The organism is Ignavibacteriota bacterium (genome assembly GCA_016713565.1).
GTDB lineage: Bacteria > Bacteroidota > Ignavibacteria > Ignavibacteriales > Melioribacteraceae.
Window position 1 is genome coordinate 1024649 of record JADJOX010000007.1, and the last position, 15957, is coordinate 1040605.

14 protein-coding genes are annotated in these 15957 nt (G+C 30.7%); 12 read left to right on the plus strand and 2 right to left on the minus strand.

Features of this window, described 5'->3' with window-relative positions; all coding sequences use genetic code 11:
* Positions 1-242 precede the first annotated feature (242 nt).
* The gene (locus IPK06_11865) at positions 243-416 is read left to right on the plus strand and encodes a hypothetical protein (protein ID MBK7980665.1); all 174 of its coding nucleotides are present in this window, start codon (positions 243-245) and stop codon (positions 414-416) included.
* Here IPK06_11865 and IPK06_11870 read toward each other — a convergent pair.
* Together IPK06_11870 and IPK06_11875 are read right to left on the minus strand one after the other, a co-directional pair.
* The gene (locus tag IPK06_11870; protein ID MBK7980666.1) at positions 409-2076 is read right to left on the minus strand and encodes an undecaprenyl/decaprenyl-phosphate alpha-N-acetylglucosaminyl 1-phosphate transferase; all 1668 of its coding nucleotides are present in this window, start codon (positions 2074-2076) and stop codon (positions 409-411) included. The two genes, IPK06_11865 and IPK06_11870, sit on opposite strands and share 8 nt — an antisense overlap.
* An 80-nt stretch (positions 2077-2156) precedes the next feature.
* Positions 2157-4193, minus strand: a complete 2037-nt coding sequence (locus IPK06_11875) for a polysaccharide biosynthesis tyrosine autokinase (GenBank protein MBK7980667.1) — start codon at positions 4191-4193, stop codon at positions 2157-2159.
* Between the two features lie 168 nt (positions 4194-4361).
* Between IPK06_11875 and IPK06_11880 the strand changes: the two genes are divergently transcribed.
* The 11 genes from IPK06_11880 (at position 4362) to IPK06_11930 (ending at position 15850) form a co-directional block, all read left to right on the plus strand.
* Positions 4362-6023 carry a PAS domain S-box protein gene (locus IPK06_11880; protein ID MBK7980668.1) on the plus strand — a complete coding sequence of 554 codons (1662 nt, stop codon included), beginning with the start codon at positions 4362-4364 and terminating at the stop codon, positions 6021-6023.
* A gap of 6 nt (positions 6024-6029) precedes the next feature.
* Complete coding sequence (locus IPK06_11885; GenBank protein ID MBK7980669.1) at positions 6030-7448, plus strand: sigma-54-dependent Fis family transcriptional regulator; 1419 nt, start codon at positions 6030-6032, stop codon at positions 7446-7448.
* 120 nt (positions 7449-7568) lie between these two features.
* Entirely contained in the window at positions 7569-9056 is a 1488-nt protein-coding gene (locus IPK06_11890; GenBank protein MBK7980670.1) for an OmpA family protein, read from the plus strand.
* A 168-nt stretch (positions 9057-9224) separates the two neighbouring features.
* Positions 9225-9614: a transcriptional repressor gene (locus IPK06_11895; GenBank protein ID MBK7980671.1), complete on the plus strand. Its 390-nt coding sequence runs from the start codon at positions 9225-9227 to the stop codon at positions 9612-9614.
* Entirely contained in the window at positions 9602-10441 is an 840-nt protein-coding gene (locus tag IPK06_11900; protein MBK7980672.1) for a zinc ABC transporter substrate-binding protein, read from the plus strand. Before IPK06_11895 ends, IPK06_11900 begins: the two co-directional genes overlap by 13 nt.
* On the plus strand, positions 10438-11163 hold the full coding sequence (locus IPK06_11905) for an ABC transporter ATP-binding protein (protein MBK7980673.1): 726 nt from the start codon (positions 10438-10440) through the stop codon (positions 11161-11163). The genes IPK06_11900 and IPK06_11905 overlap by 4 nt, the downstream gene beginning before the upstream one ends.
* An 8-nt stretch (positions 11164-11171) precedes the next feature.
* Positions 11172-11978 carry a metal ABC transporter permease gene (locus IPK06_11910; GenBank protein MBK7980674.1) on the plus strand — a complete coding sequence of 269 codons (807 nt, stop codon included), beginning with the start codon at positions 11172-11174 and terminating at the stop codon, positions 11976-11978.
* A 13-nt stretch (positions 11979-11991) separates the two neighbouring features.
* Positions 11992-12804 (plus strand): prolipoprotein diacylglyceryl transferase, encoded by an 813-nt coding sequence (lgt, locus tag IPK06_11915; protein MBK7980675.1) that lies wholly within the window; start codon positions 11992-11994, stop codon positions 12802-12804.
* On the plus strand, positions 12801-13943 hold the full coding sequence (locus tag IPK06_11920; protein ID MBK7980676.1) for a PD40 domain-containing protein: 1143 nt from the start codon (positions 12801-12803) through the stop codon (positions 13941-13943). Before lgt ends, IPK06_11920 begins: the two co-directional genes overlap by 4 nt.
* 41 nt (positions 13944-13984) lie before the next feature.
* Complete coding sequence (locus IPK06_11925; protein MBK7980677.1) at positions 13985-14413, plus strand: hypothetical protein; 429 nt, start codon at positions 13985-13987, stop codon at positions 14411-14413.
* A gap of 6 nt (positions 14414-14419) precedes the next feature.
* Positions 14420-15850, plus strand: coding sequence for an NOL1/NOP2/sun family putative RNA methylase (locus IPK06_11930; GenBank protein ID MBK7980678.1), 1431 nt, complete (start codon positions 14420-14422; stop codon positions 15848-15850).
* The last annotated feature ends 107 nt before the right edge of the window (positions 15851-15957 follow it).

Below are 15957 nucleotides of genomic sequence, written 5' to 3' on the forward strand. Positions count from 1 at the left end.
ATAAATTTTTAATAATTAATATAAGTTAAGGTGGAAATATAATTATAATTAACTAAACTTATTTTGTTTGAGTTCAATTCAAAAAAGAATAATGAATTTTTATTTTTGATTCATTTTGAGATTTAAATTGAGACTTTTATTGAGAATTCTCACTTTCAATACATTTTCCATAAAATTTAGCTACCCAAGGACTTAATTATTATCCTAATTGGCCGATAGTTAATTAAAATTTAGGAGAAATAATGAAAGCAAGGGCAATATCAAACGTTTCGGAATTTTACAAAGTTGTTAACGTTGAAGAACTAAAATCGCAATCATTAGAAGAAAGCTTATTACAAGTAAATAAGGTAAAATATAATTTAGGATTGGTTTATTTTGCGGCTTTGGCTGTACTTTTAACAACTTTATTTATTTAAATGAATTAACCAAAAGAGTCAATAAAAATCCAATTGGCAATAAAAACGAAATCAAAGTTAAATTTAAGATGTATTTTTTGTTAATATCAATAACTAATTTATACCAAATGTAAAATACAAAAGACTGAAGCAGGCTAATACTTAAAAAATAATTCAAATCAAATTTCAAAATGTTGTTAACAAGAAATGTTAATAACATAAAAACAATCATAGTAAGATCAATTCCAGTAAAAAATAATTTTCTTGTCATTAATGCTTTCCATCTAAACAAAATTATTAAAGCAAGCAGTGCGGTTAAAACATAAAACGCAATATTTACAATTGAATAAATTATTTGTGTCGTTACTTTATTGCTGAAGACCAAAGGCAAACTTAATTTGGATATAATGAAAAAAATTGAAAAGTTAAGAAAAACATTTATTTCTCCAATTGAAGAAACTTTTTTTGATTGAAAAATAGCTATAAACAAAAGAATGATCGTCATTATCAAAAGAAAGATCAATTCTTGTTGAGTTAAAGTTGTTTTAACGGAAAATGAAAACAGCGAAATAAGTATCATTAGAATTCCCGATAACAGTAAAAGAACTTTAATAACTTTCATTAGATTCTTAATCGGCAGATCATGTGCGTTTATCAAAAACACATTTATTCTTTCGGCAATATCCAGTTTTCTTAAAATTGTTGGAAAAAATATAAGTCCAATTCCCGCAATAAAGAAAATAACTGTCGCTTCCAACCTATAATCTTTCAAATACAAAAGTGAGATTAATATAAAAACCAAAGAAAAGATTTCAATCAAGAAAACCGTTGCTTCATGACTTACAATAGTACTTTTAATAATATGATGCTGATGATTCGTATCGCCGGAAAATGGATCTCTTCTGCGTTTAATTCTAATCAAAAAAACTTTTACTGTATCAATTAACGGGACCGCAAGAAGAATAAGTACGTAAGTCAGATCTAAAACTCCATCATGATAATTTATAGATGTAAGTGAAGCAAGCAAGATTAAGAAAAAACCAAGAATCAGAGAACCTGTATCTCCCAAGAAAATACTTGCTGGAAACGCATTGAATCTTAAAAAACCTAAAGTACTTCCAATTAAACTAACCAAAATAAGCATTAGCAAAACATCTTCTTTTCTTATCGCGAGTATTAGAAGAACTGTAAAAATAAGTAGTGAAAAACCGCTTGCCAATCCATCTAATCCATCCAAAAAATTGATTGAATTTACAACGCCGATTATAAAAACCAATAAAACTAAATATTCGAACGGATGCGGAATAATAATGCCGAAAAGAGTAACTTGCGTATAATGATTTTCTAAATAGAAAATTAAAATAACGCCGGAAATATTTTGAATTATAAATTTTATAAAATTTTCCAATCCCATTACATCATCTACAATCCCCGAAAAGACTAAAAGTGTTGCTGAAAAAAGAATAAGCTTTATACTTTCAAAATCATCGATAAATGCGTTGAGCATAACAAGGACCATTAGGAATATGATCAATCCTCCCATCCTAGGAATTACTTCGGTATGGATCTTTCTTCCCCCGGGAATGTCAACAATTTTTGTCTTTTTCAAGAAATCAATAAAAAAAGGCGTTAAAATAATTGTTGTAATTAAACTTGTAAAAAAGACAAGTAGATAAGTCATATTAAATATTTAGAATTTCTTTTTTAATAATTTATAACTTTGAAAGTTATAAAAAAGACAATATAATAAAATTAAAAGATTTAAACGTTATTTAATATAATATCAAAATTCGCTATTCCGTTTTCGGTAAGCAATATTTTCGTTTCCGATATTTCTGTAAATTTAGTCTTATTTGCTCGAACAATCAAAATTGTTTCATCAACATTTTGACCAATGAAAACGGTTTCTTTTAAAGATGATATTGACGCTGTATCGTAAATAACAAAATCATAACTTTCTTTTACTATATCCATGAAATTTTTCATTCTTTCAGATGTAATTATGACGGATGGATTTTGCGGAAATTCGATACAAGTAATTATATCTAAATTTCTCAAATGAGTGTTTCGTATTATTTCTTCAAGTTCTTTTTTTCTAAACAAATAATGAGCTAAAGAAGGCGTGGATTTTATTTTAAATATTTTGCTCTGATCCGGTTTATTCAAATCAGCATCAACCAATAAAACTTTGTTGTTATTATTTGCTAAAAATACGGCAATGTTTGCTGCTATTATACTCTTTCCCTCTTCGGCATTTTTACTGGTTATCAATATTGTTTTAAGAGGTTTTTCAAGATTTCCATACTTAAAATAAGCTTGTATATTCTCAAGAGAATGCTGCAGTTTAGTTCGTTTAACAGAATTATCTTTCAGGTCAGAAAACTCGACAATTATCGGTTCCGCTATTTCCAAATGATCAAATTGAGCAATTGTCTTATACCCTTCTTTTTCAAGATCTTCAATTGAAGTAACCAAATCAAAATCTTGCTTTGTACTTTTTAACGCGATAATAATTCCACCGATCAACCCGAAAATTAACCCTAAGAAAATATTTCTTGTAATATTAGGACTGTATAATTCTTCCGGAACTTCTGCGTTTCTAATTGATTCAACTTCTGCAAAGTACTGATTTTCAGTTAATTTCAGATTTTCAATTTTAGTTTTTAGCTTAATATCCAAACTTTTTGAGAATCTTTCTGTTCTTAAACTTCTTGCGGTTTCAATAAGTTCGAAAGGTATTGAATTAAATTTATCTTCAAGCGAAGTCATAATTTCAAAAATTAACGATTGTTCTTGTCCAATTGCGTTTAATTTTATCTGGTTTTTATAATAAGCCAATGTCAATTTTTTTAGCAAGTCGCCGTTTTTTAAATCACTTACTTTTACAATTTCATCAACGCTTCGAATAAGAATTGTATTGAAATCGGTTTTATATTTTTCTAAAAGTGCAATATTATTTTCTTTGGGGTTCCATGGATAAGAAAATTCCATTCCTTGTAATTTCTGTATTATTGGATCGAAGTAATTTTGGATTTCGGTTCTTTCAACCCTTTGCTGGGCTTTTGAAAATTGTTCATCTGCAATATTTGTAACATCGGCGGCATTAAGAGCAAATTTTGAATCTAGAATTTGTTTAATTTTATTTTGCTTCATCTGATAAAACTGATTTTCCAGATCGGCGCTTTCTAATTCTGCCTCAAATTCGGAAATACGAGTTACAAGAATATCGTCCGCGGAATTTAATGAGCTTGATTTATTCTGCCCGGGCGTGTTAAAATCATCTTGAAGTTTCTTATCTCTATCAATAAGTGCTTTGAGTAAAAACAAATATGAATTTCTATCGTTAAGCATTGTTTCATCGAAAAAATTTTCAGCAACCGCGTTTGCAATTTTTGCCGAAGTTTCAGCCTCGCCGCTGTATGCGCTTACCGAAATTGTGGATAGATTTTCATCTTCTATATCGATTGAATTCTTTAGTTCGCTTCTGTTTATATTCAATCCTTGTTGAGATAAAGTATTTTGAACATTATCTAATATTAATTCGGAATTTATTAAGTTGATTTCGGAAGTTATTGAACCCGGATTACTCAAAATAGTATTATTAACAGAATTATAATCTAGATTAATAACGGCATTTGATAAGTATTCTTTGGGCATTAATAACGAAAACACCGCCGCCAAAACACCACCGCCAATAAAAAATGCTAAAATATTCCAAATATTATTTTGTAAAAATGATAATCTTTTTTTAAGGTGAAAATTAGAAGAAGTTAAGTTTTGAAATAAATTGATATCCATTTTTCTCAATTAATTTATAAGTATAATAATTTGTAAAGACAAATAGCAAAAAAAAATAATCAATAGCAAAAGTTAATAATTTAAATTCAGTTTAGGTAATATTATAAAATTTCAAAAACTTAAAAATCCTCAAAAAAAATTCGATTATTAAAAAAATAGTCGATTTTTATGAGTCTAATAAATAAAGAAATAGCATTAAAATATAATAATTTCGAAATAAATGATCTTAAAGCTCAAATTGAAGATTTACAGGATGAATTAAAAGAGCAAAATAAAATCATAAACTTATACAGCGAAATTTTAAATTCGTCTTCAATTTCCACCGTAATTACAGACGAAACCGGCAGAATAATTTGGGTAAATAAAGCTTTTTTAGATACAACCGGTTATTCCTATAATGAAGTAATAAACCAAAATCCGCGAATTTTGAAATCGCAGAAGCATAATTCCAAATATTATAAGAAAATGTGGTCAACAATTTCATCAGGTAATGTTTGGAAAGGTGAGTTAATAAATAAGAAAAAAGACGGAACAATTTATCACGAAAATACCGTAATTACTCCTATCATAAATAAGTCAAATAAAATTACGCATTACGTTGCTACAAAGTATGATATTACAACGCAAAAGAAAATTGATTTTGCTTTGCATGAATCATATATAAAATATGAGGAATTGGCTTACATATTTAATCAAAGTCCGGCAATTGGTTTTTTATGGTCGGCTAATGAAGTTAGATCCGTGGAATTCGTAACTGAGAATATTAAGCAATTCGGCTATACTCCATCTGAGTTTTATTCACATAATCTTACATTTTCAGATTTAATTTTTCCCGAAGATAAAGAAAAAGTCAATTTTGAAATTCGTGAAATTTTAAGGAATGGAAAAGAACGAATAAAACAGCATTTCAGAATATTAACTAAATCAGGTGAAATCAGGTGGATTGATTCTTATAGTTATGTAAGATTAGAAGATCAAAATTCAGTTACACATTTGCAGGGCGTAATTTTAGACGTTACCGAAAAAAAATTGGCGGAAGAAGAATCAAAAATCCAGCTTGAGCAATTAATGCAGGCAGATAAAATGATTGCTCTGGGAACATTGGTTTCTGGCGTTGCTCATGAAATCAATAATCCAAATAATTTTGTTCTGCTCAATGTTCCTTTAATTGAAAAAATATGGACCAATGCACTTCCCATATTAGAACAATATTATGAGGAAAACGGTGACTTTCTCTTAGGCGATAATCTTACATTTTCTAAAATAAAAAACAGCATGCCTCTTTTATTGGCAGGAATTAATGACGGTTCTGTTAGAATAAAAAACATAGTTGAAGATTTGAAAAGTTTCGTAAGAAAAGACTTGTCAAAATTTGACCAAAATGTTGAACTAAATGACGTATTGAAAACTTCGGCAAATCTTACTGCAAATTTAATTTCGAAATCCACCGATAATTTTAAAATTCACTTTTCCGATGAGCCAATATATATAAAAGGCAGCAAACAAAAACTTGAACAGGTAATGATAAATCTTATAGAGAATAGCTGCCAATCGCTAATTAATAGAAAACAAGCAGTACAAATTTTTATCAAAAAGGATTCAAAATATGCGATAATAAACGTAAAGGATGAAGGCAAAGGTATTGAGCCTACATTGGTAAAAAAAATTACCGATCCTTTTTATACAACGAAAAGAAATAACGGAGGAACTGGTTTGGGTTTATCCATTACGTCAAAAATTATATTGCAACATAACGGCTCTTTGGAATTTAATTCGGAGCCAAACAAGGGAACTGTTGCGACTATTAAAATTCCTTTAGTAAAAGAATAATTAAAAATGAGTGAATTTAAAAATCCACAGAAGCCGATAGTAATTGTAGATGACGAAGTTCATTTGCTTCATTCAATTGATTTGACTTTAAATGAAGCGGGAATAAACAATACAATTTTATTCGGCGATAGCCGAGTAGTAGAGGAATTTGTAAATAATAATTCTATAACCCTTATGTTATTGGATTTAACAATGCCTCACATAAGAGGTGAAGAATTATTAGAGAAAATCGCTCCTAATTTTCCCGATCTGCCAATTATTGTTGTAACAGGTGATACTGAACTTGAAACCGCAATAAAATGTATGAAACTCGGCGCTTTCGATTATATTGTTAAACCTATAGAAAACACAAAACTTATAAATGTTGTGAACAACGCTTTAAGTATGAAAAAACTTAAAGAAGAAAATGTTTTGTTAAAAAGTAAATTAATTGCAAACACTTTGGAAAATCCCGAAGCATTTGTAGAAATCAAAACCGTAAATTCCAAAATGAAATCCATATTTAATTATATGGAAGCAATTGCCTGCACAACCGAACCAATTTTAATCACAGGCGAAACCGGTGTTGGTAAAGAACTCATTGCAAAAGCTTTGCATAAATTGAGCGGAAGAACCGGTAATTTTGTAACAACAAACATTGCCGGACTCGATGATCAAATGTTTTCCGATACATTGTTCGGTCATAAGCGCGGTTCGTTTACAACCGCAAACGAAGATAGAAAAGGTCAAATAGAAAAAGCTTCCGGCGGAACAATTTTTTTGGATGAAATAGGCGATCTTAATTTTCAATCACAAGTAAAATTATTAAGACTTCTTCAAGAAAAGGAATTTTATCCGCTTGGTTCAGATAATCCAAAGTTCACCGATGCCTTAATAATATTAGCTACAAATAAAAATTTGGCAGAAATGGTTAACGAAGGAAGTTTTAGAAAAGATTTATTTTATAGGTTAAACGTTCACCATATTACTCCAATTCCACTTAGAGAACGTTTAGATGATCTGCCGATTTTGGTAGAATATTTTCTGGAAACGGCGGCAAACAGCTTTAATAAAAAGAAACCAACGGTTCCGCATGAGTTAAATACTTTATTATCAACTTATAATTTTCCCGGAAACATTAGAGAACTGAAATCAATCATATTTGATGCTGTAAGTCGGCATAAATCTAAGATAATGTCTTTGGATTCTTTTAAAGAACATATTTCTCCTGAAAATATCAACATTATTAAAGAAGAAAACTTTAAGGAAAATTCACAAATCATATTCGGCGAAAGACTTCCGACATTAAAAGAAGCTCAGAATGTTTTAGTTCAAGAAGCATTAAAAAGGTCTAATAATAATCAAAGTATTGCTGCAAAATTATTAGGTGTAACCCGACAAGCATTAAATAGAAGAGTTATCCAAGAAAAAAATATAAAATTATAAAAAAATAAATTTTATGTGTCTCAAAATAAGAAATATTATTATTTTATATTGCTTTATTTAATTTTCTTTTACTTTTTGCAAATCCTATTTCTCATAAATATACATTAGTCAAGGATTTTAATGTTAAAAACTTTTTGTCAAATTTTATTTACTGTATTATTAAGTACAAATATTTTTGCTCAAAGCGGATTTGGAGATTATAATCCTTTTTCCAATAAAATTACTTTAAGTATTTATTCTGGTTTGACAAAAGGCGAAACAGATTATCCCAATTCCGATTTGGGATATTTAGGTAAAGGCGAAGTTGCATATTTTTTTGATTCACGGTCGTTATTCTCATTTGGCTTGCACGTTTCTGGGGGAATTTCGGTAATCAATGGAAGCGGTATAAAATCCTTAGCTCCTCCCGATTTTTCAAGCGCATTAATTACATTGGGAGCCGGCGGTTCAGTAAATTATAGTTTAACTAGGGAATTTGTTCCTTTTATTTCTCTGGAAATTCAGCCACTTTGGATAAATGCGGATCAGTACTCAAATAAAGCAAACCCAAATATTAAATTAGTTACAAATCGTTTTACGGTTAATTTTCATTCGGAAATTGGATTCAGATATGTTTTATCGGAACTAATATCTTTAAATGGAAGTATTGGGTTGAATTTTGTTAACGCGGATAATATTGACGGTCTTTCTTACGTTAATTCCAACAATGATTTTTTCACAACCTTTAATATTGGAATTTCTTACGCTATTGACCTTTCGGAATCAAATGATAAAGATAATGATGGAATTATAGACAGCAAGGATATGTGTCCTTATCAAGCCGAAGATTTTGACGGATTTGAAGATGAAGACGGCTGCCCGGAATTTGATAACGATAATGACGGATTAATTGATTCAAAAGATAATTGTCCAAATGAAGCCGAAGATTTTGACGGATTTGAAGATAAAGACGGCTGTCCGGATACTGATAACGATAAGGACGGAATTCTTGATGTTAATGATAAATGTCCTGACAGTAAAGAAGACTTTGACGGATTTGAAGATAATGATGGTTGTCCAGATTTAGATAATGACAATGACGGAATTTTAGACAGTTTAGATAAATGTCCGAATGAACCCGAAACATTTAACAATTTTGAAGATAATGACGGTTGCCCCGATACATTGCCAAAAGTTAAAATTGAAGAACCAAAAGAAGAACCGGTAAAAAAAGAACCCGAGCAAAAAGTTGAAATACCTCAAAACACAACTAAATCCTTAATACCAAGTGAATTTACACTCGATGGAAAAAGTACATTTATAAATGGATCGTCAACTGTAAAGAACGGCGCATTCGGTTACTTAAATCAAATAGCTGAACAAATAAAAAGCAATCCGACTTTACGATGGAGAATTGAAGGACATATGGATAATTCAGGTACTCCGTTTGAAGTAAAAGCTTTATCAACGGCAAGAGCAAGCGCTATTCTAGATTATTTAGTTTCAAAGGGAATTTCGCCAAGTTCTTTGGAAGCTGTTGGATTGGGAGACCAGTTCCCCATTTCATCTAATTCTACAGCATTCGGTAGAGAAAAAAATCGCCGGGTTGTAATTAAAAGGATTAGATAGTATTGGGATTTTTTTTACATAATTAAATTGCAGTCACTAACCTTTCTGTGACTGTAAAACATATCAATGAATTGTAAATACAAACTAAATCATTAATTTGAGATATTTTTGCATTATGCCTAAATGCAAGCTATTTGCAATTAGATTATTTTTATGTAAGTTTGCTGTATGGAAAATTTATTTTCAATTTTAAAAGAAAACGGCGCAAAACTGACTTCTCCCAGAAAAACAATTCTAGAAAAATTGTACTATTCCGTAAAACCTCTTACTCTTAAAGAAATTTATGATGAATGCAATAATATAGATTTTGCAAGCGTCTACAGATCATTAAAATTATTTTATGAAATTGGAATTGTTGAAGAGATTAATTTTGCGGACAATAAAATCCGTTTCGAGCTTAAAAACAGAAAACATCATCATCATGTAATTTGCTCTGAGTGCGGTGAAATTAAAGAATTGCCGGTTTGTTTGCTATCCGAAATTGAAAAAATTACAGATTATAAAATCACCAAGCACAATTTTGAATTTATGGGAATTTGTCCTAAATGCAAAAAATGAAATTATTGATAATTATTATACTTGTTATAACGGCAGTTAATTGTTCTGAAAAAAAATCTTTTAATCAAGATGAAATAAACATCGTTGTATCAATTCCCCCATTTGCGGATTTTGTTAAAAATATTGTTGGCGACCGGGCAAAAATATTTACTCTTGTTCCTCCGGGAACAAATGCTCATTCTTATGAACCGACCCCGGGAGATATTAAAGATCTTCTTAATTCTCAAATTTATTTCAGAGTCGGTAAATCATTTAATCTTGAAGAAACTATCTTTAATAAAATTGAAATAGATACTTCAGAAACAAAAATAGTTGACTGCAGCAGAGGAATTGGAATTATTAATAACGATCCTCATTATTGGCTTTCACCGGAATTGGTTAAAAAAATAACAAATACAATGCTCAACTTTTTGATTAAAAAATATCCTATACACAAAAATTATTTTGCGAATAACGCAAAGAGGTTTTTGCAAAATTTAGACTCAATAGATTCAAACATTCGTATTAAATTGGAAGACAAAAAAGAACGATCATTTTTAGTTTATCATCCGGCATGGACATATTTAGCAAAGCATTTTGATCTTACGCAATTTGCCGTTGAGCATGACGGGAAATCTCCCAAAGCCGATGAGTTGAAAGAATTTATTGATCTTGCTGTTGAGAAAAAAGCCGAAGCAATTTTTTTTGATCCTCACTTTGATAATTCATCGGTTAAAACAATCGCAAATTCACTTAACATTAAAATTGAATCTTTGGATCCGCTGCCCGAAAATTATTTAAGCAATTTAATTGATATCGGGAACAAGTTTGAAACGAGTTTAAAATGAATAGCGCAATTGAATTGCAAAATATAACTGCCGGTTATAAACTAAGTTTGCCAATTATAACCGACATAAATCTTAATATTGAAGAAAAAGAATTTCTTGGAATTATTGGTCCTAACGGCGGCGGCAAAACAACATTGCTTAAGGTAATACTTGGTTTGATAAAGCCGAATAAAGGAAAAATCCTTATTAACGGAAAAGAAAATAATCCCGAGCATAAAATTGGTTATGTACCTCAATATTCAAATTTTGACAAGACTTATCCAATTTCAGTTAAAGATGTTGTTTCAATGGGTATTAAAAAGAAAGCCGATTTTCATTTTGTTGAATCCGCGTTGACGCAAGTTAATCTTCTTCATAAAATATCTTCGCAGATAGGACATTTATCAGGCGGAGAACAGCAAAGAGTATTAATTGCGCGTGCGCTTGCTACAAATCCGAACATACTTCTATTGGATGAGCCAACCGCAAGCATTGATACGCAAACCGGAAATAATATTTATGAATTACTTACAGAATTAAACAAAGAAAAAACAATAATTTTGGTTTCGCATGATATTGGCGCAATTTCCAGATCCGTAAAAAAAATAGCGTGCCTTAATAAAAAATTAGTTTATCATAACTCTAAAGAAGTAACCAAGGAAATGCTGGAAGAAACTTATCAATGTCCGGTTGATTTAATTGCCCACGGTCTTCCGCATAGAGTGTTGGACCATCATCATTAAGGGATATTATGTTTGAAATATTTAACTATGAGTTTATGCAGAACGCAATATTGGCAAGTTTTTTGGCTAGTATTGCGTGCGGAATAATTGGAACTTACATTGTTATTAAAAGATTGGTTTTCCTTAGCGGCGGTATTTCCCATTCCGCATACGGCGGCATAGGATTGGGTTATTTGCTTTCTTTCAATCCAATATTCGGCGCCGTGATTTCTTCGCTGCTCGGTGCGATATTTGTTTCTCAGATGAGAAAAAGCAAAATGGAAAACGAAGACACGTTGATTGGGATAATTTGGGCATTTGGAATGGCGCTTGGTGTTTTGTTCATTGGACTCGCGCCGGGCTACGCGCCCGATCTGATGAGTTATTTATTCGGAAATATTTTAACTGTTTCCAAAAGTGAAATAATTTTAATGGCTTCCGCCGATATAATTATTATTTTAGTGGTTTCATTATTCTTCAAACAATTTCAATCAATTACATTTGATGAAGAATACTCACAGACAATTGGCCTAAACGTTGATTTATTTTATTTAATATTATTCGCGTTAATAGCGTTGACGTTAGTTTTACTTATCAAATTAGTTGGAATTATATTGGTGGTAGCATTGCTTACAATTCCCGCCGCGATAAGCAAAATGCTGTCCAAATCATTAAAATCAATGATGATATTATCAATAATATTCGGATTAGTTTTTACAATTTTTGGTTTATTGATATCGTATTATTTAAATTTACCTTCAGGCTCTGCAATAATTATTATATCCGTAATAGGGTATTTTTTAGTTTTTTTAATAAATAAATATTTGAACAACTAATTAAAGAATTTAAATGATTACATGGGATGTTAATCCGGAAATAATTGCTCTGGGTCCAATTCATATCAGATGGTACGGCGTTCTTTTTGCATCATCATTTTTGGTCGGATTTCAGATAATGACTAAAATTTTTAAAATAGAAAAAAGAAGCGATAAAGATCTTAATGATCTACTCTGGTATATGCTTATTGGAACAGTAGTTGGCGCAAGATTAGGACACTGCTTGTTCTATAATCCGGAATATTATCTTACACATCCGCTTGAGATTTTTATGACGTGGAAAGGCGGGTTGGCAAGTCACGGCGCCGCTATTGGAATTGTATCCGCATTATATATGTACTCCAAAAAGAAAACTGGACAATCATTTTTATGGGTGATGGATAGAGTTGTTATTACCGTTGCTCTTGCCGGTTTTTTTATTCGTACCGGAAACTTAATGAATTCTGAGATTATCGGAAAACCGACAGACGTACCATGGGCATTTAAATTTGTTCACGCTTATGTTTCCGATCCGATGACACCGCGCCATCCGGCACAATTGTATGAAGCAATTGCTTATCTTTTAATTTTTATTTTGCTTTTTTATATTTATTGGACAAAGCATGATAAATTAAAGGATGGAATTTTGTACGGTTTATTTTTGGTACTTGTTTTTACTTCAAGGTTCATAATAGAATTTTTCAAAGAGGTTCAATCACCGTTTGAAGAAACAATGACCCTGAATATGGGACAATTATTAAGCATTCCGTTAATACTTTGGGGAATTTATTTACTTTTCTTTAATAACAAAAAAATCAATTCAAATAATTTGAAAGAAATAGAATGATAAAAAAAATATTTGCAATAAATTTTGCCGCTTTAATATTAATCTCTTGCGGCTCAAAAAGTGTGGATTACAATCCCGCAAACGATATACTGCGTTTTAAAGGCGAACTTCATTTAAGAAATATTAAACAATTAACATTCGGCGGAAATAACGCGGAAGCATATTGGAGTTTTGACGGCAGTAAATTAATATTTCAAAGTGATTGGGATTTAATAAATAGCCAAGGATGCGATCAAATATTTATAATGAATGCTGATGGATCAAAATTAAATTCGGGTGAACAGTATAAGTTAGTATCAACCGGAAAAGGCAGAACCACTTGCTCATATTTTTTAATGGGTGATAAAAAAATAATATACGCTTCTACCCACGAAGCTGATTCTGCGTGTCCCGAATCGCCAATGTTTGTTAATGGAAAATATGTATGGGCAATTTATGACAGTTACGATATTTATTCCGCAAACGAGGATGGAACAGGAATAACAAAATTGATTGGCGGAAAAGGATATGACGCTGAAGCGACCGTTTCACCCGATGGAAAGTATATTGTTTTCACTTCCACAAGAAGCGGTGATTTGGATTTATGGCGTTATGAAATTGAAACGGGAAATTTATTACAGTTGACTAATTTAACTGGGTATGACGGCGGAGCTTTCTTTTCCCACGATTCAAAGAAAATTGTTTGGCGCGCAAGCCGTCCGGTAGGACAAGCGGAAGCGCAATATAAAGAATTGCTGGCTCAAAATTTAGTTGAACCAGTTTCCTTAAATATTTTTACCGCAGATATTGACGGAAAAAACGTTGAGCAAATAACAAATTTACCTGGTGCGAATTGGGCACCGTATTTTCATCCTTCAGATAAGAAAATTTTGTTTTGTTCAAACCATCATTCACAAAAAGAAGGCGGAAGATTGTTCGATATTTTTATGATCGATATTGATACAAAAGAAATTGAACAAATTACAAACAGCGGAACTTTTGATGCTTTCCCGATGTTTTCTCCGGATGGCAAAAAATTAGTATTTGCGTCCAACAGGCAAGCGGATGGGAAACCAACCCGCGCTACAAATATTTTTGTAGCCGATTGGGTTGACGAACCGGCGCAAGCAGATAAAGACTTTAAAACTTTGATCAAATAATCTTATGGTGTTATTAACCATTTTTAGGCTTAAATAAAATTATGTCAATTTCAGAATTTGAAAATAAATGGCTTAATAAAATTAATTCGGAACTGCTTAAAACTTTTCCGGATGATTTTATTTTAGATAATGAATTTGCGGAATTAAATTTGCCTCCAAAATCTTTAACAAAAGGCACCGAAATCTTTGGAGTTTACGAAATAATTGATACCGACGGGAAGACTTTTTATCAATCGGAAAATTTAAACGAAATTAAATATATACTTTACGCATGCAGAAATAATCAGAAGAACGTAAAATTAATAACAAATAAAAATTTATTTGAAAAAATTGTTCAAGAGTATGAAAAGCACATTGACGATTTATTAATTTTAATTGAAAAAGATTATAAAAAAACTTTTCCCGCTTCAAAGGACTTTGTAAATATTTCCAATAGAATTTTTAAACTTTTAAATCTTTCCAGGTATTAAAATATTTTGATAGAACTCAGCAGCAGCATTTCCGATTATATTTTAGAGACTTTCGGCGGTGATTTTTTAGAAAATTACAAACTGTTTGTTGAAAGTAAATATTTACCGGCAATCCGTTTTCCTGTTAACGACAAAACCATTTTATTGACAATTAAAAGTTTAGAAGAACAAGGTATTGAACTTGAGCAAATACCGGAAATACCAAATTCCTTTTTTGTTAAAAAAGGCGAAGACCAAATAGGAAAAACAATTGAATACACTTTGGGCAAATATTATATTCAGAGTTTATCATCAATGATTCCGCCGATGATTTTAAATCCCGGTGAAAAAGATATAGTTCTTGATCTTTGCGCGGCACCGGGCTCAAAATCGACTCAGCTCGCGGAAATTATGAATTACAAAGGAACTTTATTTTCCAATGAACCAAACTTAAATAGAATTAAAGCTCTTATTCATAATTTAGATAAAATGAACATTATAAATATGAGCGTAATTAAAGATAAAGGCGAATTGCTAAGTAAATATTTCAGCAATTATTTTGATAAAATATTGGTCGACGCTCCATGCAGCGCGTTGGGCGTTGTTCAAAAAAAACAGGAAGTAAGCAATTGGTGGAGTGAAAAATCCGCGAACACAATTTCCGATCTGCAGCTAAGACTTTTGATCAGCGGAATAAAAATGGCTAAGCCCGGCGGAGAAATTGTTTACTCAACATGCACATTAACAGTTGAAGAAAATGAATTTATTATTGACAAAGTATTAAAGAAATATCCGGTCGAATTAGTGGAATTTGATTTGAAATTAAAACACATAAACGGATATACTGCAATTAAGGAATTTGTTTTTGACGAAAGTTTGAAATTGACTAAAAGAATAATTCCATGGGAAATTAAATCAGAAGGATTTTTTCTGGCAAAATTGAGAAAAACAGGAACAACTGAATCTTCAAAAGATCATTTTAACAAATACACAAAAAAAGTAATTGTAAATGCCCAAAGTCCAAAAATCAAAAATTATTTAAAGGAAGTTTCCGATCATTTTGGTATTCCAATACATCTGTTTTCAAATTATAAATACTTAATTAACGGGAACGACATAAATTTTATAAATGTAGAAACGCAAGAATTTGACCCGGATTTTTTTCTCAGAGTCGGAACAAAATTCGGAATTATAGATAAAAATAATTCACTTAAATTACACTCGCATGCAATGCAGATTTTGGGAAGTTTTGCCGAAAAAAACATTTATGAAATTACAAACGAAAATGATCTGAAAATTTATATGTCGGGAGGAAATATAAAATCTAATTTTGATGTAAGCGGACAAAAAATCATAAAATACAAAAACATGATTTTGGGTGCCGGAACAGCAAATGAAAACAGCTTAAAAAGTCAATTTCCACGATCAAAACGAACTTCCAACATTAGTATTTTTTAGTTTTATACATAATTTTTAATAATAAATTATCATATAAAAGTTTACAAAAAGTCAATAAATTTAAAACTTTTTCAAATAGTATTTTTTGTTATTTTGTCAGGCAAATT

Excerpts from the sequence above, each read along its gene's own strand:
- IPK06_11865 (MBK7980665.1), top strand. The coding sequence starts at position 243 with ATGAAAGCAAGGGCAATATCAAACGTTTCGGAATTTTACAAAGTTGTT.
- IPK06_11870 (MBK7980666.1), bottom strand. The coding sequence starts at position 2,076 with ATGACTTATCTACTTGTCTTTTTTACAAGTTTAATTACAACAATTATT.
- IPK06_11875 (MBK7980667.1), bottom strand. The coding sequence starts at position 4,193 with ATGGATATCAATTTATTTCAAAACTTAACTTCTTCTAATTTTCACCTT.
- IPK06_11880 (MBK7980668.1), top strand. The coding sequence starts at position 4,362 with ATGAGTCTAATAAATAAAGAAATAGCATTAAAATATAATAATTTCGAA.
- IPK06_11885 (MBK7980669.1), top strand. The coding sequence starts at position 6,030 with ATGAGTGAATTTAAAAATCCACAGAAGCCGATAGTAATTGTAGATGAC.
- IPK06_11890 (MBK7980670.1), top strand. The coding sequence starts at position 7,569 with ATGTTAAAAACTTTTTGTCAAATTTTATTTACTGTATTATTAAGTACA.
- IPK06_11895 (MBK7980671.1), top strand. The coding sequence starts at position 9,225 with ATGGAAAATTTATTTTCAATTTTAAAAGAAAACGGCGCAAAACTGACT.
- IPK06_11900 (MBK7980672.1), top strand. The coding sequence starts at position 9,602 with ATGCAAAAAATGAAATTATTGATAATTATTATACTTGTTATAACGGCA.
- IPK06_11905 (MBK7980673.1), top strand. The coding sequence starts at position 10,438 with ATGAATAGCGCAATTGAATTGCAAAATATAACTGCCGGTTATAAACTA.
- IPK06_11910 (MBK7980674.1), top strand. The coding sequence starts at position 11,172 with ATGTTTGAAATATTTAACTATGAGTTTATGCAGAACGCAATATTGGCA.
- lgt (MBK7980675.1), top strand. The coding sequence starts at position 11,992 with ATGATTACATGGGATGTTAATCCGGAAATAATTGCTCTGGGTCCAATT.
- IPK06_11920 (MBK7980676.1), top strand. The coding sequence starts at position 12,801 with ATGATAAAAAAAATATTTGCAATAAATTTTGCCGCTTTAATATTAATC.
- IPK06_11925 (MBK7980677.1), top strand. The coding sequence starts at position 13,985 with ATGTCAATTTCAGAATTTGAAAATAAATGGCTTAATAAAATTAATTCG.